Annotated in this window: 20 protein-coding genes; all 20 read right to left on the minus strand. The window is 38.5% G+C overall.

Translation table 11 applies throughout. From position 1 onward, the window contains the following. Nucleotides 1-11 precede the first annotated feature (11 nt). Complete coding sequence (locus BQ5364_RS08885; protein WP_071144105.1) at nt 12-533, minus strand: hypothetical protein; 522 nt, start codon at nt 531-533, stop codon at nt 12-14. Between the two features lie 29 nt (nt 534-562). Then, nucleotides 563-1,825 carry a hypothetical protein gene (locus BQ5364_RS08890; protein ID WP_083382768.1) on the minus strand — a complete coding sequence of 421 codons (1,263 nt, stop codon included), beginning with the start codon at nt 1,823-1,825 and terminating at the stop codon, nt 563-565. Beyond that, the gene (locus BQ5364_RS08895) at nt 1,785-2,390 is read right to left on the minus strand and encodes a hypothetical protein (protein ID WP_136017812.1); all 606 of its coding nucleotides are present in this window, start codon (nt 2,388-2,390) and stop codon (nt 1,785-1,787) included. Before BQ5364_RS08895 ends, BQ5364_RS08890 begins: the two co-directional genes overlap by 41 nt. 339 nt (nt 2,391-2,729) lie before the next feature. Then, a complete protein-coding gene (locus BQ5364_RS08900; protein WP_272112042.1) occupies nt 2,730-2,969 on the minus strand; it encodes a cold shock domain-containing protein in 240 nt (79 codons plus the stop codon). 76 nt (nt 2,970-3,045) lie between these two features. After that, nucleotides 3,046-3,537: a hypothetical protein gene (locus BQ5364_RS08905; protein WP_136017813.1), complete on the minus strand. Its 492-nt coding sequence runs from the start codon at nt 3,535-3,537 to the stop codon at nt 3,046-3,048. Nucleotides 3,538-3,593: 56 nt separating this feature from the next. After that, nucleotides 3,594-4,250, minus strand: a complete 657-nt coding sequence (locus BQ5364_RS08910; protein WP_071144108.1) for a hypothetical protein — start codon at nt 4,248-4,250, stop codon at nt 3,594-3,596. Next, nucleotides 4,201-4,719, minus strand: coding sequence for a zinc-finger-containing protein (locus BQ5364_RS08915; protein ID WP_071144109.1), 519 nt, complete (start codon nt 4,717-4,719; stop codon nt 4,201-4,203). The genes BQ5364_RS08910 and BQ5364_RS08915 overlap by 50 nt, the downstream gene beginning before the upstream one ends. A gap of 89 nt (nt 4,720-4,808) precedes the next feature. Next, the gene (locus BQ5364_RS08920) at nt 4,809-5,774 is read right to left on the minus strand and encodes a S1 RNA-binding domain-containing protein (RefSeq protein ID WP_180958654.1); all 966 of its coding nucleotides are present in this window, start codon (nt 5,772-5,774) and stop codon (nt 4,809-4,811) included. Between the two features lie 171 nt (nt 5,775-5,945). After that, nucleotides 5,946-6,233, minus strand: a complete 288-nt coding sequence (locus tag BQ5364_RS08925) for a hypothetical protein (protein WP_083382770.1) — start codon at nt 6,231-6,233, stop codon at nt 5,946-5,948. A gap of 6 nt (nt 6,234-6,239) precedes the next feature. After that, nucleotides 6,240-8,192 carry a VirD4-like conjugal transfer protein, CD1115 family gene (locus BQ5364_RS08930; RefSeq protein WP_071144110.1) on the minus strand — a complete coding sequence of 651 codons (1,953 nt, stop codon included), beginning with the start codon at nt 8,190-8,192 and terminating at the stop codon, nt 6,240-6,242. Next, nucleotides 8,176-9,153 carry a DUF6017 domain-containing protein gene (locus tag BQ5364_RS08935; RefSeq protein ID WP_071144111.1) on the minus strand — a complete coding sequence of 326 codons (978 nt, stop codon included), beginning with the start codon at nt 9,151-9,153 and terminating at the stop codon, nt 8,176-8,178. Before BQ5364_RS08935 ends, BQ5364_RS08930 begins: the two co-directional genes overlap by 17 nt. Before the next feature lie 45 nt (nt 9,154-9,198). Then, nucleotides 9,199-10,239: a hypothetical protein gene (locus BQ5364_RS08940; RefSeq protein WP_071144732.1), complete on the minus strand. Its 1,041-nt coding sequence runs from the start codon at nt 10,237-10,239 to the stop codon at nt 9,199-9,201. Between the two features lie 178 nt (nt 10,240-10,417). Beyond that, nucleotides 10,418-11,047 carry a DUF6100 family protein gene (locus tag BQ5364_RS08945; RefSeq protein WP_083382774.1) on the minus strand — a complete coding sequence of 210 codons (630 nt, stop codon included), beginning with the start codon at nt 11,045-11,047 and terminating at the stop codon, nt 10,418-10,420. A 73-nt stretch (nt 11,048-11,120) separates the two neighbouring features. Then, a complete protein-coding gene (locus BQ5364_RS08950; RefSeq protein WP_235837150.1) occupies nt 11,121-11,669 on the minus strand; it encodes a DUF5697 family protein in 549 nt (182 codons plus the stop codon). A 108-nt stretch (nt 11,670-11,777) separates the two neighbouring features. Further along, on the minus strand, nt 11,778-14,054 hold the full coding sequence (locus BQ5364_RS08955) for a VirB4 family type IV secretion system protein (RefSeq protein WP_235837199.1): 2,277 nt from the start codon (nt 14,052-14,054) through the stop codon (nt 11,778-11,780). Between the two features lie 364 nt (nt 14,055-14,418). Then, nucleotides 14,419-14,907, minus strand: a complete 489-nt coding sequence (locus tag BQ5364_RS17780; protein WP_071144115.1) for a hypothetical protein — start codon at nt 14,905-14,907, stop codon at nt 14,419-14,421. A 10-nt stretch (nt 14,908-14,917) separates the two neighbouring features. After that, on the minus strand, nt 14,918-15,664 hold the full coding sequence (locus BQ5364_RS08965) for a hypothetical protein (protein WP_136017814.1): 747 nt from the start codon (nt 15,662-15,664) through the stop codon (nt 14,918-14,920). Nucleotides 15,665-15,671: 7 nt separating this feature from the next. After that, a complete protein-coding gene (locus tag BQ5364_RS08970) occupies nt 15,672-17,801 on the minus strand; it encodes a transglycosylase SLT domain-containing protein (protein WP_071144117.1) in 2,130 nt (709 codons plus the stop codon). Nucleotides 17,802-17,813: 12 nt separating this feature from the next. Then, a complete protein-coding gene (locus BQ5364_RS08975; protein ID WP_071144118.1) occupies nt 17,814-19,760 on the minus strand; it encodes a hypothetical protein in 1,947 nt (648 codons plus the stop codon). A gap of 52 nt (nt 19,761-19,812) precedes the next feature. After that, nucleotides 19,813-20,214, minus strand: a complete 402-nt coding sequence (locus BQ5364_RS08980; protein ID WP_328585594.1) for a hypothetical protein — start codon at nt 20,212-20,214, stop codon at nt 19,813-19,815. Between the last annotated feature and the right edge of the window lie 46 nt (nt 20,215-20,260).

Genomic DNA, 20,260 nt, shown 5'->3' on the forward strand with positions numbered 1-20,260 from the left:
ATTCTTTTCTCCTATATACATGGCAGCCCAATTTTAATTTCTCGGATCCAGGAAAGTTTCGTATCTTCCTTTGCTGCATCCCGAAGCCACCTCATTGCAAATCTGGTGAAATTCTGTTGCAAAGTACGGTGTTCTTTCCGAAGTTTTAAGAGAAATTCCTGATACCCATTTGCTGCATCTTTTTCCAAATATACGGCTAAAACAGCTACTACCTCATTTGCATTTAAACTTTTCAGTTCAGGATACTCTCTTGTTTCTCCATGTTTTTCTTCTAGTACCGGAAATTCTATGTTATGTTCAAAAATTTTTTTCGCAAGTATGACGGAAGCTTCATTTCTTGCATCTGTAGTTATAAAAGTAGATAATTCCTTCATCCAACTCAGACACAAAAATGTAAATCTGTCACAAATAGACTTTTCCCATTTTTCCATTTCCACCAAAAGTTCTTTCTCTTTTAATGAAATACACAGGGTATTCAAATAAGTTCCTACCAACAGATTTTCTATTGTCTGCCCGTTCCATTTTATCTCCATAAAGTTTTTCTCCTTTCTTCTGAGGATTCTTAATATACAAGATCACCTGGAATGTCATATTCTCTCCACTTCATACTCAGGCATTTGGCAACTTTTTCTTCCAGTTCCACCATAGCTCTGCCAGATACCCCTTTACTCTGTGCAAGGAAAAGGATTTCTCCAATCCCACAATACACTTCGTATGCCGTACAGGGTACATTACCAAAGGTTGCTTTATAACGATCCACAATCTCTGCAACATTCTTTTTTCCAAACCCTTGTTTTGTCATGATTCCGATTATGGTATTGACCGGATACTCTATGGAAATAGCACACAGTTTTTCTACAGTTCCTTTCAGCGCATTTTTATAGCATTCAAAGGTTGATAGCAGATTTTCCGTAAATTGTTGAAATTCTACGGAGTTGTTGTGCCGCATCCGCATATCTGTTCCAAGTGCAATCTTTCGTTTTCCCTCCATCAGACTGTAGAAAATATTAGCACCGGATGCTGCTACATCAGAGGACGTAATGCGTATGGTCGCTGTCAGTTTTTCCTTTACCTGCTTCCCATACTTTTCCATGATTTCTCCATACACTTCCTCCAAGCGCTGATCTTCGATCTGCCAGGTGGCCGATACCATGGTCTGGTCTGCATAGCCTTCTAAAAAGGTGCTCTTTTTATACTCTCCACGTATGTAAACACTGGCAAGCATAAATACTTCTGGTAAGGGATATACTTGGTACCCATTTTTTTCTGCCGAGTGTACTGCACGTACCTTTCCTTCTGAAACACGAAGTAATGCTTTCCCTTTTGCAACTTTCAGACATTGATTCAATATTTCTGCAAGTACAGCAGGTCTTACATTTGACAATGCCGCACCGCTGATTCGTGCCCGGTTTTCTAAGGTCGGAATTGCAGAACTTCCCAGCTGGTAAACTTCTTCCTGATCCGTTTTCAACAAAAGGTGTGAATGTTTTTTGGTATCTTTCAATACTTCCATACAGATACATTCATCTTCATTTTTCGGATTTTCTAATATTTGTCCTGCTTCATATACACGCAGCTTTTTACTTGGAACTTCAAACCATGTTGCATGTTTCTCAACCTGTTCCAGATATTGATGCAATTCCACTTCTTTCGAAAATGATTTTGAGAAATTGTCTGCAAACCATTGTCCCGTAGGTGTATGATGCATTTTCAGACAAATCTTCCATCCACCGTCTACTGACCGGAACTGATAGCCTTCCCGTTTCATGTGTTCCATTTCCTCCTTATTTGGCAGACTCCCTTCCCACAGAATACTTGTCTGCATACATTCGCCTCCTTCCATTTGGCAGATATACAAAAACATCTCTGTTCCTTATAAGATACAACCGATAATTTTCCAGACAAAGAAACACATCAAAGCCTGTCTGTTTCTGTACTTTCTGCAGCCTGTCTATTTCTTTCTCATCATTTGAAATCTTCTTCACGGGAAGATAGCGTTCTTCTCCTTTCTCTTCCTTTTTCCCTACTGGAATAAAGTGCATTCCCTGATACAGCAGACATTCCTTCGCATTTGAAACTGCCTTATTTTTCTGTTCGAGGATTGTAGCAATGCATTTTTTCAGATAATCCGGTATTGTCCATCCTGTCAAGATTTCAAAACAAGTTTCCACTGATTCCCGGTCTTTACTGTTTTGATGTATCTTCAAAAGATCGGCTGCAATTCCGGTAATTTCAAAATCTACATCTTCTAAAATATCTGCGAGCACCGTATCTGCATCCTGAATGACAGATTGTCCTTCCAGTTGTTTTTCTAAAAACATAAGCGTTTCAAACATGTTTCTTATTTTCTGCTGGCTTCTTGGTTGCTGTACATTGTTTCTTTGACACATTCCTCTTCTCCTTCCTCTTTGTTTTTTTCATGTCTTCCTCCTTTCACGCACAAAAAAAGACACAAAAAAGAACCATTGTCTTTTTGTGTCTGTCGATCTATGCGTTTTAAAACGATTGTTAAAAGCTCTCTTCCGGCTTTGGTTCCGGAACAAAATTTGACTTATGGAAATTTTGTGTTATCCATATAAAATGAAGTCATTTAAAGATTAACACAATATATGGTATATGTCAATCTATACATTCATATATTTAGTAGTAAATACGAATTCTTCTTATTTACACACTTCATTTTTTCAATCAGGAGCAGAAACATTTTGTATCTGCTCCTTTCCAGTCAGTTATTCTTCTTTTGGTGATTCTTCCAAAAGTGGAACCACACATTTTGCAAGGCTTCGTCCTTTTTCATCTTCTTCCGCTACAAAAGATACCTCCATATTGTTCTTCAAGGTCTTGAAACCTTCTGACTGGATCTCACTGTAATGTACAAAGTAATCGATGCCATCTGCATCTACAAGAAAACCATATCCTCTCTTTGCACTAAACCACTTTACAGTTCCTTTCATTTCTTTTCCTGCCATAGTCATCTCTCCTTTTCTAAATTATTTCGTGCATGGCGACACGAAAGGAAGAGTGTGGATTCGAACCACACTTTTTTCACCGTTCTTCCTGTTGGATTTCTTCCATCCCATAAAAAATTTCATATCTACACTCGTTTACTTGGTCTGTTTTTTCCGGAATCTGCTCCATTTTATTGAAATAGAAACGGTAAGTCTTTCCCACCATAAAATGCTTTTCCTTTGGAATCCAAATCCGGATACTTTTTCCTGCTTTATCCTGGACAATTACCTGATAGTTCCTGCACGGATAGTGTTTTCCCTTAATTGCAAGAACCTGTGCTTCCAACATCTCATATTTCTCTGTTTTTCCAATCTTTAAAAACCGAAAAATCTGCCAAAAAGAAAGCACTGCCAATATCCAGGTCAAAATCAAAAAGCTTATTTCATCAAACTGCAGCCCCATATATGTGCCAACCACGGCAATAAAAAAAGAGAAAAGTCCTGCTTTACACATTTTCTCTCGAAATAGAAAAGGGATTTCTCCTGTCCCCTCTGATTTTTTTATCACATATTGCATTATGTTTTCCAAATGATGCCTCCATTTTTTTTGCATATCCATCTCCATTTCTTTTTCGTATTTCTTGACTATAAAAGGAAACACATAGCAACTTTAGGTAACAAATAAAAAAGAAAGCCGGCAAATGCCGGCCCTAGTAAATGCTTTTTGGGTTTCTGTTTCCATACAGTCTGCTTTTTTGTTCCAATAATCCGTACTTTTCCAGGTACAAGCCACCGCAGTTTTAAATAAAATTTCTGAAATTCTTCTTTATCATATCCAAAAGAACGCACCTGAAAAATAAGGGTTTCCTTTTCTTTTTTGTCAAGTAAAATAAAACTATCCTGTTCTTCCTCTTTCATTTTTCGGATTACTATATAAAATTCTGGAATCCCTTTACGGCTTCCTTCAACGATTTTTTCCATTTCCCTGTAAAAAATCCGACAGACTTCGTAATGTTCATTTTTCTGTGGCTGTCGGATTACCAGGCAGTCCTCTTCCAGTTTCATATAACAGCCTTTCGTCTGCATGATCCTTCCATTTGCTTCCAGTGCTTCCTTAACCAGATAAAATCCCCAACTCATAAAAAGCAGGAATACGCAGATGCTCTCCCAAAGGCAATGGGTAAAAAGCAGGAAAAGTCCAAGAAATCCAGAAATTTCCAAACAAATCCCTGCTTTTATCAGACATTTTTCTTTATAGTCCAGAAGCCGATACATATCGTGTTCCGTGGCTTTTAATATCATGCGATTCTGTTTCTCCTTTCGGCTTGCCTTTTTGTTCTCTTTTTTCCATCTCTTTTCGTTCTTCCAGCAGTTCATTGGCTAAGCGTATGGTTTCCATACAGCGATATGTACTAAACATAGCAACATGTGTTTCCTTCTCTGGAAGTGCTAGTTTTCCACTTAGCCAATGATAAGTACTGTTTTTTGTCATATATCCCTGTGTCCAAATTTCCCTTAATGCACGATGTGCCTGTATCCGAAGGTTTCGAAGTTCCCCATCTGCCATAGTCCCCAGTGGTCTGTTATTTTTCTGGTTCGCCGAAACATAAGCATTGCAGTCTGGATAACCGCTGCACACGTAAAACATTGTTTCCGGGGTGAAAATTCTTTTTTCTCCATATAGATAGGAAGCTGGTCTTAAAACTGCCTTTTTCCCGCAATATGGACAGATTACTTCTGGAAGTTGTTTTCTATTTTTCTTTCGCTTCATCGAATTTCCCCTTTCTGTTTTAGTCTATATCATGCATTATAAAAAATTTGGTTTTCCTGGTTCAATAGGTTTTCAAAATTTTTTCATTTTTAAGAATATTTTTTTATTAATCTTGTAATAATACCTTCTGCTACCTCAGATGTCTCATTAATTCGTGTCACCACAAATCCAATTTTGTCCCGTTTTCCCGGCAGAGAAGCCATATTGCATTCATGAGCAATAGCATTTACCCCAAGATCTAATCGGATAAAATATGTTCCCTTATAAACATCAACCACAATACCAGAATATTTTCCCTGACGGTGACATTTCTTTAAATTGTCCTTATTGGTATTTTCCGTTGCTCCCTTTGCGTCTACAGATACAGTCATATTCTCAGCATCTGGCATTTCTATTTTATTCACACAGACAAGCACCAGATCTCCTACCTGAAATTTCTCTGTAGCATCCGGCATCCATTCCCAAGCCATATCTCTTGCACGTACAGAACATTCTACGCCAAATACTTCCAGCCTGACTGCTTTGGGCGCTACCGCAATCACTCTTGCTTCCACAATCCTTCCAGGATAAACCATTGGCTGCTCTTCTTCATTATCTGTAAAATAGAAAATCTGTCGTTTCCGCATCATCGCATCCTTTCGGGAAGCAACTACACTTCTAGACGCTTCATCTAAATCCTTAATGATAAAATCAATATCTGCCCCAAGCATGTTATTGGCAATCCTTACCTGACGGTTCAGCGTGTCTGCATTCTCCCTTCCATCTCCTTTTAAGTTAATCATCATTTCAGACATGGGGATTAAAATTCGATAACCGTTGAAATAGGTAACTGCTACTGTCCAACCGCTTTCCAGTTTTTCGATACCGCTTAACGGACCAGTCAGTATTTTTCGGGTTCTCTGTGCATTTAGCAACTGGTGCCATTTTGCTTCTTCTTTTTCTTGGGTACTTTCAACAGCTGCATCCACTTCAATTGTCAGAATTGAATTTTGTGTAACTGCTCTTGGAATTTCATTTTTCATTTCTTCTGTAATTGTTGTTTTTGTTTCTGCCATATATAGCCTCCTTTTCTTCATCAAAAAAAGCACAAAAAAACAGCCCTTTGGCTGCTTTGATGTGCCTGATTATTTACACTATCATCATAAAACATTCCTTTTTGCCTGTCAATTCCGATGGTGTTGCAATGTTATCGCAATTTCATAATCTTATAATCGCTTTTCAATTTTTCATTTTTTTAATCCTTCTTCCCACCGGATACGAGAAAAATACCAGATTTTACCTTGGATTCTCCGGCAGATTTTATTTTCTTCCAAATACTGAAAACTGCTTTGTTCCGGATTATCTCTATCCCAGTTGGTTTTCTCATAAAATTCTTCCGGTGTATCATAAATCTCTACACATTGTTTTGCCAGTGCAATTTTATCTTCTTCTGTTTCCTTGATATGAATATCAAATTCCTTTAACAACAGCTTTAAAAAAGTGTATTTTACCAATGCGTTTTCCTCCATATTCATACAGTTCTAACTTCCACCTCCATCTCTATTCTTTTGAAACAAATCTTCTACTTTATATACAATCGCTTGGCTGTTGAGCTTTTCCTTTTTCCCCGCAAGCTTTTTTGCAGGCTCCTCTTGTAGTGTCAAAGGTTCTAGTTCCAGCTCCTTTCTCCTTCCCTCTGCCAGCTCTCTCTCAAAATGTTCTGTATCTTCCGCTTCCTTTTCCAATACCTGAAACTGATTTTTTTCTGCCTCCATCTCCCGGTACCAGTTTGGAATATGCTCATTTGTTTTTTCCAGTTTCAAATACTTTGCATCAGGATGCTCGGTATAATCCATTTTCTGAAGCTTTAGCACTTTTTGTCCCCGGATAATCAAAAGCATCTGATCAATTGGAAAACGTAGCACTTCATCTGGGAGCAGCAACATTCGTTTGCCTACGGAAGAAGTTTCTGAGTATTCCGGTACATAATCTGTCATGCGTATAGTATAATAGCTTTTCCGCATAGATGCAACGGAAACTGTAATCTCTCCAGAGCGGGAACTATAATAAGTCGCAGTTGTCATATCATTACAGCCTAAAAACAAAGACATATCACAGCCACCAAGAATTTCCTCCCACTGCCCCTCTGGATAACGATTCATCATCTGTGGAATATTTTGGAAGATAATACTCATACCGATTCCCCTGCTTCGTGCAGTTGCCAATTTCTTTTTAAAGTCGGGAATGACTCCGATATTTGGAAACTCATCTAAGATAAAGCACATAGGAACCGGAAGTTTCCGATCTTCCATTCTGTCTGCCAACCGCACCAACTTGATACTAAGGAACGAGGTAAACAATGTCGCCAAAACATCATAGGTAGAGTCCTGATCTGAGGTAATACAAAAATAAGCACACTTTTGTTTTCCGGGAAGTGTCAGATCAAAATCTGCGTGGCTTGTTATCTGCTGTACCAGTTTATTTTGCATAATCTGCAAACGGGTTCCAAGTCCCAATACTGCATTTCCTTTTACCTTTTCTGCCTTTGAAAAAAGCTGATACGGTCCTCTTGCCGGATGTGTGGTGGGCAGGCGTTCAAAAATAGCATCCAGCATCTCTACAGATTTATTCAGCAAAAGTTTATAGGCTTCTGGAAATGTCTTTTTACCGGGTGGATATTCTTCATATACATATAGGCACAATGCTTTCAACAAATCCATTTCTACATTATCATAAAAATGGTCGAATTTGTCGGTTGTATTGCGGATCACCACATCAACAAAGACATCAATTAGACTTCCATCATCAATCTCTGCTAGACAGTCCCAAGCATCACTATTTACAAGATCAATCAGATTTAATTGTTTTACAACATACCCTTCTTCCCTCAGATAGCCTGCCAGATCTTCATACAACTCCGATTTGGGATCGGTAAGATACATGGACTCTCCACGACGCACACACTGCAATGCCATATTTCTTGCAAATGCCCTTGATTTCATACTTCCCTGGCTTCCGCAGACGGCCAGATTTCTATTTAGTCTGGAATCTACCGGAAGACTTACATATTCTCCACTTTCTAAATCTTTTCCGAAAATAATTCCCATAACGTTTTGTAAGTTCTGGTCTGCGTTTAAAATTTCTTTTTGTTCCTCCGGTTTCATATATCCGGCTGTACCATAAGTTCCCTTTACGGAATAATCAAAGTTCCGTTCATCTGTTTCTAAAATATCTTTTTCCTTTCCTCTCCAGATAATGAGCATACCAAAAAGCAGCATACCCAGACATGCTACTACGGAACTTTGCAGTCCTGTTGCTGTGGTGATTCCTTTCCAAATACATACAAATGGATTTAGTACAACAACTGAATGAGAAAGCCTTTCCAAAAAACCGCCAAAATAAAAAATCAAGGGAATCAGAAGAATACTAAAACCAATTTTTTTATATCTGCTTTCTTTCTCTTTTCTCTCTTTCGTCCTATTCCTCCTCTTCATTTTCTGATACACCGTATGACCTATGGTAGTTATATAGACTACTATAGTAACTGGAAATCGTATTGACAGAATTGTAAAGAGCAGTAATTAACATAGCACGCATGTTCGTAACTTTTGTTGTATTCTTCTCCATACAGTTTAAAACAAATTGAATATGCTCCATGCTGATTTTCTGAAATTGTGCCTTCACAATCTCTGCTGGTTTATCTTCCCGATTGACACGAATGGTCTTTGCCGAACAGGTTTTTACATCTAACAAAATACCTACCAGTTCATCAATCTGCATATTGTAAGGATCATCATGCTTTAATACCTCATACGAAATCTGTTCCTTGACTTCCTTTTCGATTCGAATCAGATAAGAATTTTCTGTATCAAAGTTTATGTCTGTATTCTCTGTATTTGTATCACCCGTATCTGTTATAGTTCTCTCCCTAAATAGTGACTCCTTCTCCACCATATCGGTAATACCTCTCTCTTTTTTCAGGGAGTGGTATCCCTTATTTAAGTGACACCTCTGCTCTTGTTCTGGATAGGTAAGTGTTTCCAGCACCTCTACATTCAAATCTAAAAACAATACGTTCGGCACCTGTTGCCCATTTACATGAAGTGTTCGAAAAACACGCCGTATTACTTTCAATTTTTCCAGTTCAACGACTGCGTTTGTTGCATCTCTTTTCGTAATCCCAAATTGGTCTGCAATCTGTTGATAACTTCTTTGCAAAAGATCTGCATGGAATTTTTTCTTCAGCCCTATAAGTTCTCCTGTCATTTCATCACGCACTTCTGTCGGACGGTACCAATATACAATATCCGCCAAAATGATAATCGCATTTAGGTTTGGTTTCCCTGTTGATTTCCGAATAGTCTTATACCAAGTAACAGGTACAATATTTCCTGAAATGTGTAGGCGACTCATTTTATCTACCGTCACACTTCCGGTTTGAAATTGATCTTGCATGGTCTCCGTCACCTCCTATAGTGCTACCCTAGAAACCATACCTGTCTATTCTTCCATAGACAATAAATACTGCTTTACTTTTTTACAGTCCAGTACCATCAGCTCCACCCCCTTCCCATAATAATCCTGTAACATGCCTTGCTGATAATCAAAGCATACTACAATCCCGCTTCCATGCCTTTCCATATCCTGCTTTACCATTTGAAGTTTTCTTAGTTCCAACTCATATACAAAATAAACAGGAACCCCCTTCTTCATCCCTGCATAAATTGGAAATTCATTTCGTTCTACTTCATCTAGCATATTCTCTAAAAAGGCCAAAAAAAGAGTGTTTTTCTTCCAGTCTACAAATAACTCTATTTGAAGTTCTGCATCTTCCCTATTTCCCGGCACAAAATAATACTGCTCATATACATCATCAACTTGAAACAATTCCTGTTTCATGCCGCCTGTACTGAGAAGTATCTTTTCCAATACTTCCATGGAGTCCCCAAAGAAAATTGCTTTCCCTTTCCATGTAATTCCTGCCCTTAGCAAATTTCGTTCTACCCAACACCGCATGGCTATTTCCATTTTCTTTGACCATTTCATAAGATTCCCCATGCTGTTATAAACAACAAAAACTTCCCTTTTCTTTATGTAAAGCCCACATGTCCTGGAGCCTTTCACCTGATCTGAGCTCTGTTTTAATTCCTGGCTTCCATAATAGATTCCCAAAGAAGTTTCCACGTAACATTCCCGTGTAAAAATCTTAGGTTTCTCTGTTGCAAAAATCAGGTTCCCATGGACAAAAAAGTAAGTCCATATCTGGCTCATACGGTGCAACCGCAGTCGTTTTTCCCGTTCTGATTTCACATGGTTTGTTTCGCTTGCACCTGTAAGATAACGGTCCACGTCCTGATGATAATGCTGCAAAAGATAATTTTTTCCTCTTTTTCCCAGAACATATCCGCGCACACCATCTCTATACCGTAAGAGAAGATAACCTTTTTTCTTTAAATCCGTGATCAGACTGGTAGCATAGGATTTAGATCCCACAATTTTCTCTGGTAAATTTGCCGGTATTTCTCCTGAAATTGCAACCATCTTCAAGAGTAGGTCACTCTTTTTTTCTTTCCTCTCCACGTTATCCCATCTATCCATCTTTATACCCTATCCTTCTCATACCTGGGTATTTTCCTCCTTTCCTTTTTCCTTTCTATTGCTGTAATTTACGGAAAAAACACCTCTATTTCCTTATCGAAAAAACCGTATCGTTTTCCTGTCAGTTTTTCGATACCAAATTCTGCTGTTTTTCATAAAGCCATAACGGAAATTTTTCCGGTGACAGCAGGTAAATCATGGTACGTTCCACGTCTTCCAATCTTGTTTCGTGATACACATTTGTGTAGCACCCGCTATCAGAGGTCAGAAAGAAATTAGATATCACATCTAATACATGTTTTTCCTCAATGTTGTCATGATCCCGTACCCTATATATTGGACGTTTACAGTCATAAATATGAGAAAAACAGACCGTACATGTTCTGTATTCCGGTATTTCTTTATTCTGTTCTGCCCGCTCCATACACCAGTGCTGAAAGGCAGTATACAATGGCTTATAAATATAGTTTGTATATTCTGTTTTCCGATGCGGTATCAATGCAGGCAAGGAAATACTTAAAATATTCTCCTCATACGCAATCTCAATTCCATGTATCAATACCAGATCCGACTGATACTGTTCATATTTTCTCTTATCAAGCGTCATCTGAAGGACAAGATTTCGCATCTTTTCTGTTAGGATTTCAGAACTTTTGGCTGCTTCCAACACCATATCATTTAGATTTTCAAAATGAATATTGACACATTTTCTGGCATAGGCTTGCAGTAAATTTCGTGCTTCTGCAAGCATAGACTCCACATGACCTGCTGTTTTCTGTCCTGCGTCTAGTTGCTCTTTTAACCTCTGTATTCCTTCTTTTTCGCTATTCCCTCCTATAATATTCCACCCCTCCTTCCTCTTCTTGCACTGTGCAAAAACCGATTACATTTGGAATTTGTATTTGTGGGATTTCCTCTGGATTTTCCACAATAACAACATGACCACATCCATCTGTGTTTTGTCTGGAAAATAGTTGATTTACCAGTTGTATTTCTGCTTCCGAAATATAAAGAATATCGTAAATTTCTGCATCTCCCACAAACACAATACGAACAGGATACTCTTCCTTTTCTGCCAGGAAATGTCGTTCAATTTTTTTCTGTTCCATCAAAGAAAGAAGAACCCAGAATGCTTTTAATGTACCTTTTTCCCGCAACTGATAGGCATCTTCATGCTGGGATACTGTTTTTGTGACTTCATTCATATAAATCAAACGTTCTTTCAGCAATGCATGTAACGCTTTTCCCACAAATTTTTCCTTTCCATCTACTGCAAAAAAAGCATAAATCTGTCGTTTATATAAGACATTATAGGTTTTAACAAGTTCCAGTATCTGTCGTTCTACCTGCTTTTGATTTGTTACATATTCCAAAGTTTTTCTCCTTTCTATTTTTGGATTGCGCATAAATTGCGTATTTCATCAAATGATTTTTCTGATTGCGTAATCTATACGCATTCAATAGTTACTATACTGTTACAATCATTTTGCCATCCCCCCTTTCTCATAGGCTGTTTCCCCGTATTTTTCCAACCGTTCCTTAAGTTCTTTTAAGTCCTTGCGGTCTGTGGTAATCAAATCCTTTTCTAACCGGCTTGCCTTAAATTCTACTAACAAATTGTTATTATTGGTAGAAATCAAAGCGTTTCCTCTTTCAAATCTAGTGATTGCAAGCATCTCTGCTTCTGACAAATCCAATTCCTTTTTAACGACTTCTGCTTCCTTATGTTCCAAATTCAAAATAATCTTTGTCTTTGTATTATTTAAAACACCCTTGCCATACTTTCCGCCTTTTAAAGAGAAGAAATCTTCTAAATCCTGGCTAGCACATACCGCAGCTCCTCCATACCCACGTATGGTCTTAAAAATTTCAAGAATATAATTTGCCGTCAATTCATTCGTTGATAAAAGTGCCCAGCATTCATCAATAAAAATAGCCTTTTCTTTTGTACGGTCTTCTTTTGCTTTTGACCATACAAAATCCAAGGCTGTAAAAGTAGCAAGTCCCAAGTCGCTTTGCATTTCTGAAATATCCAGTATCATATATTTGTTATCAGAATCTATATTTGTCTGATGATTAAAATTGGAAGAAGAACCATTGACCAGACGATTTAAAATATTCGCCATACGTCTGGTTTCTTCTTTTTTCAAAAGCACCTGATAAAGATCTCCCAAAATTGGCATTTCTTTATACTTTCCAGGGTGAATCTGATCCCACAAACTTGCATTATCATGAGTAATCCCTTTCTTCTGATAGGTAATGATAAATGCCTCGTCTAAAAGCTGACGTTCTTCATGGGTAATATCTGGAATTAAAATGGTAAAGAAAATATGCAAACTCTGGATTTTCATAGCAAGTTCTGAACGCTCTGAAGCCTGTCCGTCTAAAATTACTCTTGCACTTTGATCACTTGGTCGTATCTCCATGATATTAATGCCATATTTGGATCCTGGTGCAATCTTCAAATATGCCCCGCCTATATTTTTGCACGCCCTTGCCAGCTCATGCCCTTTTTCTGGAGCAATGATAAATACCTGAATATTTTTCCTACGCATTCTAAGAGCCATAAGCTGCAGACAAAAGGTTTTTCCTGCGCCACTGGTTCCTAGAATCGCAATATTTGCATTTTTGTAAATTTCACTATTAAAAATGTCAACGATTACAAGAGAATTGTTTGCTTTATTCACTCCCATCAATATTCCATCACGATCTGACATTTCATAACTTACAAAGGGATAACAGGATGCAACACCAGAAGTCAAAACATTCCTTTTCGATTTCTGGTATAAGTTTTTATCTAAATTCAAAATTGGAAGGGAAGATAAAAATGCCGTTTCTTCAGAAAATGTGCATTTGGCAGTTCCAATGTCCTGTGAATTTAACAGTTTGGCCATTTCTCTTGCACGCCACTCTACTTCTTTTTCTGTATACCCAGTAATGGTAATCAGCATGGACATATAATACAGTTCCTCATTCCCACTAAGTCCTCTTTTCAGATAAAAGCCGGCACGTATGGATTCTGACAAATCATCAAAATCACTATTGGTGTCATAAGTTTCCTTTAATCTTGATCGGTTCAAACGTATCCTTCGCCCAATGCGTTCCATACTTTTTCCTTTATCCTGTTTAAAGAAAAAAATATCAACATCAATCCCTTCCCCTGCATTGATAATCAGGGAAATCCAGCCAGCTGGAACTCTCATACGATATTTTCCGGAAGGAATATATAAATACGTATGGTAGACACCATCAAAGACCACACAGTTTCTGTGTTTAAAATCCAACGTTTTAGGAGCAAACAATTCGGTTACTGGAATGTAAGGAAGGCTTTCTTTTCCATTTTCCTCCTGATACCATTGCGTAACCATTTTAATCCGCTCTGAAAAAGGTACAGTCACACTGGTTCTGCGGTTCAGCAACTGGTAAAACAATTCTACACAAAAACGTGACTCGTTTTCATGTTCTAAGACTACATTGCCACATAATGCTAAATATTTCTTAGCTGTCTGCACGGTTGTTCGCATATACTGATAGACTTCTTTTTCCTTTGGTTTCCGATTTCCATCATAAGATTGGAATTCAAAAATCAGGAAAAATCGTCTTGTCACCGCTTCTTTTGTTCCAATAGATCGGATCAGCCGTGCATAATCCTCTTGAAGAACTCTGCATTGTTCGTCTTCTTCTGCTGCAATCTCCTGCTGTATTTTTTCCAGATATTCTGAAATATCTGCTTTTTTAGAAATAACTTTAAACTGCATTTTTACCGGTGCAATTTTCAAATAACTCAAAAAAGAAAATACAACATTTCTCTGTTCGTTTGGTGACCGAAGTAAAAAATTAATCGGCAGGACTTCTACAATTTTCACATACCGATGATCTGTTGTATAAATAATTCCATCTTTGATTTTCTGGATTGGCAAGTAAGAAGACGCCCAGGTAACTGGTAAAAAATCATGTTTTTCTTCAACTTCGTCTGATTTTCTCTTTCCTCCGGACTCTAACTGTGCATTTTCTCTTACTGATTTTCTTTGGTATTCTGCCTGACTGAGCTGTTTTTGCAGTCTGTGTTCTTCTTTCTTCTGCTGTTTTCGCACCTTACTTTCTTCCAATAACTGCTTTCTCTCAGCTTTCTTCCGCTCCAACTCCAGTATTTTCTGCTCTTTTTGCTGACGCTTTTCTTCCTTTTTTGCCTCTTTTAACCGTTCTTCCAGTTCCTTTATTTCCTGACTGATGATGATTTCCTCCTCTCTTACGGCGTTTATGTTCTTTTCTTTCTATCCGCCGCTTTCTCTCTAACTGGTATCTTCCGCTTGGTGTTGTAAGCACTCTTCTATTTTTCAGAAAACATAAGATATGAAACAGATAAGAAGTCAAACGCTCTCCTTGCACACCAATGACTGCAAAAATAGCAACTGGAAGAATAAAGATAATGCCCAAATAGATTTTCGTTCTCCCCTCCACTGGTATCTGCAGCAAAATTTTCAATAAAATAAGCGACATAACTGCCGCTTCAATTACATTGCCCGCACTTACTCTTCCAGAAAACCATTTCCCTGATTCTGCAAAATTCGGCGGTATGGTATAAGTATCTACTTTTTCTCTTTCTGACATTTTCTGCCTCCTATGTATATGGTTGCTTTTTCCTGTGTACAAACAGATAGCCTGCAAGGGAAATAATCAATAATGGAATGCTCAGCTTCCCTATGAATTCTAAAACTTCTTTTGAGACGTTATCTGTTTTCAGTTGTTCTGTTTGCGACACATTTTCAGATTCTTGTATTGCTTTTTCTTCTGTAATTGTCCCGATACATTCTTCTATCACCTGAAGATTTTCCATTTTCAGTTCTGATTCTTTCAGAGTAAATTCTTCAGTATCATAGAACACCTTATATCGACGATCTTTCTCTATCGCATCTATGGATAATTGATAATTTCCAGGTGATAACTCCAAATTGGTGCTATACTGATTTGCTTCACACAATTCAAACAGATATTCTACCCCATGTTTTTCTTTTACACTTCCCTCTACAGTTCCTGCAAAATCTTCAAAAACTTTTGCGCGTATCGCTACAGTTCCCGTATTTTGATTCGTCACTGTAAAGTTTTCGCTTACCTGCTCCTTCTTTTCCCATTCTTCTGCTTTTTGCAATACTTCTCCAGTCTTTCCAAACAAAACGTATCTCCCAGCTTCATGTAGCGAATCATATGCCCATGTATCTTCCAAGCGATTTCCATCTTCGTCATAACCATTCCCATTTTCCCATCGGCTAATGACAGGTAACTCTTCTATAGTCACAGCCAGAACCGAAACAGAAAACACAAGCCAAAAAATTGTACATGTGAGCACAAAAATAACTCTTTTTCTCACTTTATTCTTATTTTCCAATAATCCAAAAGGCTCCTTCCGACAAATCTCTTCCGTAACTTTTTATTGTTTCCACACTGTAAAGTTTTCCGGTTCTTTCTCTACTTGCACAATCTGCAATTGTAATATATCCATCTGCAGTCACTCCGGTAAGAACAATAAAATGCCCGCTGCTTCCACCGGTAATCGTATAGGCTTCACAAATCTCAACAACCAGTTTTCCATCTTTTAAGGACTCCACTACATAATCCATGCGATCCTTTCCAACCCGTTCACAAGTCAATCCCCAATGCGTGGCCGCATTTTTCACAAAAGAATGGCTGGTACCTACATTGGGAACATATTCCCCATTCTGTTCTGCAAAAGTTTTCGTAATTTCCGGTGTCACATTTTGGCCAGTGAAAGTAGAAATTACAATTGCTAGAGAAGTAGGACCACATCCGGCGGCGCCAACATTGCTTGTCCCATAAGGAAGACTTGCCCATGGTTCTTCTGTCTGGTTAAAATAAGTGACTTCCTTCACACAGTCTTCGACTGTATCATACCGTATTTTATCGCCAGTAACATCGATATTCCCAGTGATTGAGTCATCAATGCCTCCTCCTGTCACAAAATCAGTCCATGAAAACAACGAAAAAATAGCTTTCTTTAATGCATCAATTCCATCCTGCATGATCTGAAGAACGCGTAAAACTATTTCAAATGTCCCCTGATCCAGTACATATTTATATTCATACCGGCTGCCATTCTGGGATAATTGAGAATTCAATAACAGGGCTAATGTATACTCCACCGTAGACTCCTGCACTTCTTCTTCCATCTGCACATTCTGCCCACTTTCCGTTAAAGCTAGATATGTTTCTTTTGTAATCTCTGTCCTTCCAACTTCTGTTACAATGTAATAAATTGTCTTCACAGAGGACTGCTCTGTTGTATTTGTTACAGACCATGAAAAAAATTGCGGTGCATATTCTGTCACTGCATTTTTTAATAATTGATAGGCTTTTTCCAGTTCTTCTGGACTTTCCTCTGCATCAGACGAATTACCCGTTCCCCCTGGCTGTTCTAATATCTGAATATATCCCATCACTTTTTTTACATGGTTCTGGGTTTCCGCATAGGGTGGTATCTGGTATCCCGCATTGATAACTGCCTGCGGTCCTGCATTATACCCTGCAATTACTAATTCCAATGCATTCGCATGTCCTTGAAACATTCCTATAAGTTCTGCCACATATTTTGCTCCCCCCATGATGTTCTGTTTTGGATCATAAGGGTTTGTTACTCCCAGGGAAGCCGCAGTTCCCGGCATCAACTGCATAATACCAATTGCTCCTGCACTGGATTCTACATTAGGATCAAAGTTGGATTCTACTTTTCCCATTGCAATCAATAATGCTACTGGCACATTATAGGTATTTGCCGCCTCCTCAAAAAAAGCATCATACGGACTACTTAAATCTGTATCTAAATCTGCATCAAAACCACCTGAATATCCAAGAAAAGATTTCTGTGTGGTACTATCCAACTTCTGCATTAACAAAATTCCTATGTAATACGGAAGGTTTTCTTTTAATCTTGTTTCATACTCATCTATGATTGTCAGTTTATGCTCTTTATAATTTGCCTCATAATCTGCCTGTATCTCCTGTAGTTTTTTCCCATGTTCCTGTGAAATAATAGATAGCAATTCTGTCTGATATTCCTCTACTTCCAATATTTGTTCAATCCTGCTTCTGATTGCAGATAGTTCTTTTGACTGAGCCTCATTTACAAATGAATTCGCATCCATAAATCCAAGATAGGAAAAAAGAATACCAATAAAATTCACAATGATGAACAGGAACATTAAAATTCCAGCCATAACTCCTGCAACAATTCTTTGGAAAGTCTTATTTGTTACCAAGAATCCAATAACTGTTCCAAGAGGGCCTGCAACTGCCGTTCCAATCGTACTTCCTGCCACGCTGCCACCGCTTGCTGTGGCTATAGAGGAAGCAGCCTGAGTACCTTTTGCTGCATTTTTTGCACTTTTTACACCATCTGCAATCTGCTTTGCTTGTTTTGCTGTTTTTGCAGTCTGCATTGCAGCATTTGCGGTACTGTCAAGAGGCGAGGTATCCTGCCTTTCTTCTGCCATTTTTACACCTCCCTACCAGTCTTCACGATTATCATATCCCTGCCTCAATTCATGTCGTGACTTTGGAATATCTGGAATTCCTTCTTCCGATTTTGAAATCCTTTCTGCTTCATCAGAAAATGCTCTTTCTCTTACATTTTGTCCGTCCAGCAGCATATCTCTTCCTGTAACATGACCTCCTTCCATTTCCTCCGTAATCGGTGCATCTGAAATTCTTCCTTCCACACTTTGACCAAACTCATTCTCACCAGCAATAGGATCTCCCGTTGAATATTGTCCTGTTTCTTGTGAAAATTCTGAAATCGTAGAGTTTCCTTTCGATGTAGGGACACTACTCTCTCCAATTTCGTTTAAGATACCGGCTCCTGAAGTTTCCATTCCACCTGAAATTTCCTGTGCGGAATATTCCCTTCCGGCACTTCCGCTTGTCACACCTTCCAGATCCATTTCACTTTCACCGATGCTTCCTGTTTCCAAATCCATACCAGCAGAAGCTGCTGTTTCCTCTTCTCTCGGATAATCAAAAACTCCCTCTGCATTGGATATTTCTCCATTTTCAGTTTCTACTGGAATACCATCTGCTTCCAACATACCATCTGCATAATTATTTCCAGTCGTTTCAGCTTCCAAATCAGAAATATCTGGTACTGGATTATTGGGCAGGTCAGAAATATTTTCTTGTTCCTGTGTGGATTCAGTTTCTTCTGTTTCCTCTTTACCAATCGGTTCACTGCCCACTCCAACTCCATAATTTTCTGCACAACCTTCTGAATTTTCCACTTCCTCCTGCTCTGGAACAATTCCCATTTCTGCCAGAATATTTTCTTCTTCTGAAGCCATATCTGCTGTTTTACCATCACCTGTGCTATCTGGATATCCTTCTTCCTGCTGCCTTCCTTCCATATAATCCTCGCCTATGTCTTCCATATCTATCGGATTTCCGGCACTCATTGGAATCGGACCTGCTCCATCTCCCATACCAGAAGCCGTTCCCATTGCTTCTCCATTTCCAGTTCCTGTATGCTCTCCGCTCTCCATTCTTTCAGAAGAACTATGACTGCTATGCCCAAACGAGAATAATCGGCTGGCTGCCATCATCAAACCCAAAGCTCCCATTCCATTTGACATTCTTCCAAGATTAATTCCAAGTGAAGCCATATAAGAATCCATTTTGAAGCAAACTTTTGTAAATCCTATCAAACACAATGTTGCAATAAAAAATTTTGTAAATCCATAATGACTTGCCGTCAGGTTTCCATATCCACTCAAAAAGACTTTCATGCACCACGCATTCATAATGATCAGCACAACCTGCCCGCCAAACATCTTGCTCCAAGATGCTAATACGTTATTGGTTGCCTTAGAGCCACCTGTTGAAAATGCCAAAGGTGCTGTATAAGAAAAAACGCCTAACAAAACATAGCGCTCTGCGATGATGAACAGCATTTTAAAATAATTCCATGCAACCACAAACTGCATGATTAACAGCAAAATAGAAATGCTCAGTCCATCAATTCCAAGACTTGCCGACGCCTGATCCAGTGAAGTTACAAAATCAGAAAAACTCTTCACTTCAATTTCCGTTCCTGCCACCCACTGATAAGGCGTGCCTGCCACTTCCAAAATATAATTTGCTACCGGTCTGGCAAATAGCAACATAAAAAAGCACAAGAAACTCCTGCATACCAACTCCACCGGATCTTCTGCTTCAACACCACCTCTTCCAAACATCGTTTTAAATAACTGCCAGACTAAAATCAGCAATAAGATTGCTATGCCCATAGGAAGAATGGCGTTTTCATACAAATCTTTTACTACCGTGAATAAGTCTTCAAACAGGCTTAAATTACAGGATAATAAGTCTGTGAACATTCCGGTAATGAGATCCATCATGTCTACTAAAAACTGTGAACAAATTTCCCGAATACCTTCAATCAGTAATTCTAATAACCAGCCCAACTAACTTCATCAACCTCCTTTGTCCGGGAGGGCTCCGGTATATTCTGTTTTTTTAACCAGTAAAATTTTGCTGTGGGACAAGAACTTCCATGTAGTTTACAATTGCTCCAAGTACCATTAGTACTGCCCAACAAATGACAATGCGTTTTAGCCACGTCCTTGACTCATCAACGGTTTTTCCGCTTTTTGAAAAATTCATCAAAAACAAACATACTGCTGAACACACGACTGCTGCAACAGTAGCAATTCCTACTACATCGTTATACACCTTCTGCATGGCATCTTTCGCCATAGAAAAGATATCTGCAGCATATACCGGCTGTGTAAACCACGTCAGCATGGTAATCATGAAAAATCCCATAAACATAAATTGAGGAATCCAGGCAGTCGTCATTTTAAACTGTGGTTTCCTCAATTTTTCTACAATATGTACTTGTATTTTTTTATGAAACAAACATCATCCTCCCTTCCTCTTTATTTCAGGGCAACAAAAAAAGCAA

The sequence above is a fragment of the Coprococcus phoceensis genome (genome assembly GCF_900104635.1).
Lineage (GTDB): Bacteria > Bacillota > Clostridia > Lachnospirales > Lachnospiraceae > Faecalimonas > Faecalimonas phoceensis.

What these genes read in the sequence shown, in the direction of transcription:
- BQ5364_RS08970 (WP_071144117.1), bottom strand. Translation starts at nt 17,801, where the DNA reads ATGGCAGAAGAAAGGCAGGATACCTCGCCTCTTGACAGTACCGCAAAT.
- BQ5364_RS08945 (WP_083382774.1), bottom strand. Translation starts at nt 11,047, where the DNA reads ATGCTTGCAGAAGCACGAAATTTACTGCAAGCCTATGCCAGAAAATGT.
- BQ5364_RS08940 (WP_071144732.1), bottom strand. Translation starts at nt 10,239, where the DNA reads ATGGTTGCAATTTCAGGAGAAATACCGGCAAATTTACCAGAGAAAATT.
- BQ5364_RS08915 (WP_071144109.1), bottom strand. Translation starts at nt 4,719, where the DNA reads ATGAAGCGAAAGAAAAATAGAAAACAACTTCCAGAAGTAATCTGTCCA.
- BQ5364_RS08890 (WP_083382768.1), bottom strand. Translation starts at nt 1,825, where the DNA reads ATGCAGACAAGTATTCTGTGGGAAGGGAGTCTGCCAAATAAGGAGGAA.
- BQ5364_RS08935 (WP_071144111.1), bottom strand. Translation starts at nt 9,153, where the DNA reads ATGCAAGATCAATTTCAAACCGGAAGTGTGACGGTAGATAAAATGAGT.
- BQ5364_RS08955 (WP_235837199.1), bottom strand. Translation starts at nt 14,054, where the DNA reads ATGCAGTTTAAAGTTATTTCTAAAAAAGCAGATATTTCAGAATATCTG.
- BQ5364_RS08900 (WP_272112042.1), bottom strand. Translation starts at nt 2,969, where the DNA reads ATGGCAGGAAAAGAAATGAAAGGAACTGTAAAGTGGTTTAGTGCAAAG.
- BQ5364_RS08930 (WP_071144110.1), bottom strand. Translation starts at nt 8,192, where the DNA reads ATGAAGAGGAGGAATAGGACGAAAGAGAGAAAAGAGAAAGAAAGCAGA.
- BQ5364_RS08910 (WP_071144108.1), bottom strand. Translation starts at nt 4,250, where the DNA reads ATGATATTAAAAGCCACGGAACACGATATGTATCGGCTTCTGGACTAT.
- BQ5364_RS17780 (WP_071144115.1), bottom strand. Translation starts at nt 14,907, where the DNA reads ATGTCAGAAAGAGAAAAAGTAGATACTTATACCATACCGCCGAATTTT.
- BQ5364_RS08885 (WP_071144105.1), bottom strand. Translation starts at nt 533, where the DNA reads ATGGAGATAAAATGGAACGGGCAGACAATAGAAAATCTGTTGGTAGGA.
- BQ5364_RS08895 (WP_136017812.1), bottom strand. Translation starts at nt 2,390, where the DNA reads ATGTGTCAAAGAAACAATGTACAGCAACCAAGAAGCCAGCAGAAAATA.
- BQ5364_RS08925 (WP_083382770.1), bottom strand. Translation starts at nt 6,233, where the DNA reads ATGAATATGGAGGAAAACGCATTGGTAAAATACACTTTTTTAAAGCTG.
- BQ5364_RS08920 (WP_180958654.1), bottom strand. Translation starts at nt 5,774, where the DNA reads ATGGCAGAAACAAAAACAACAATTACAGAAGAAATGAAAAATGAAATT.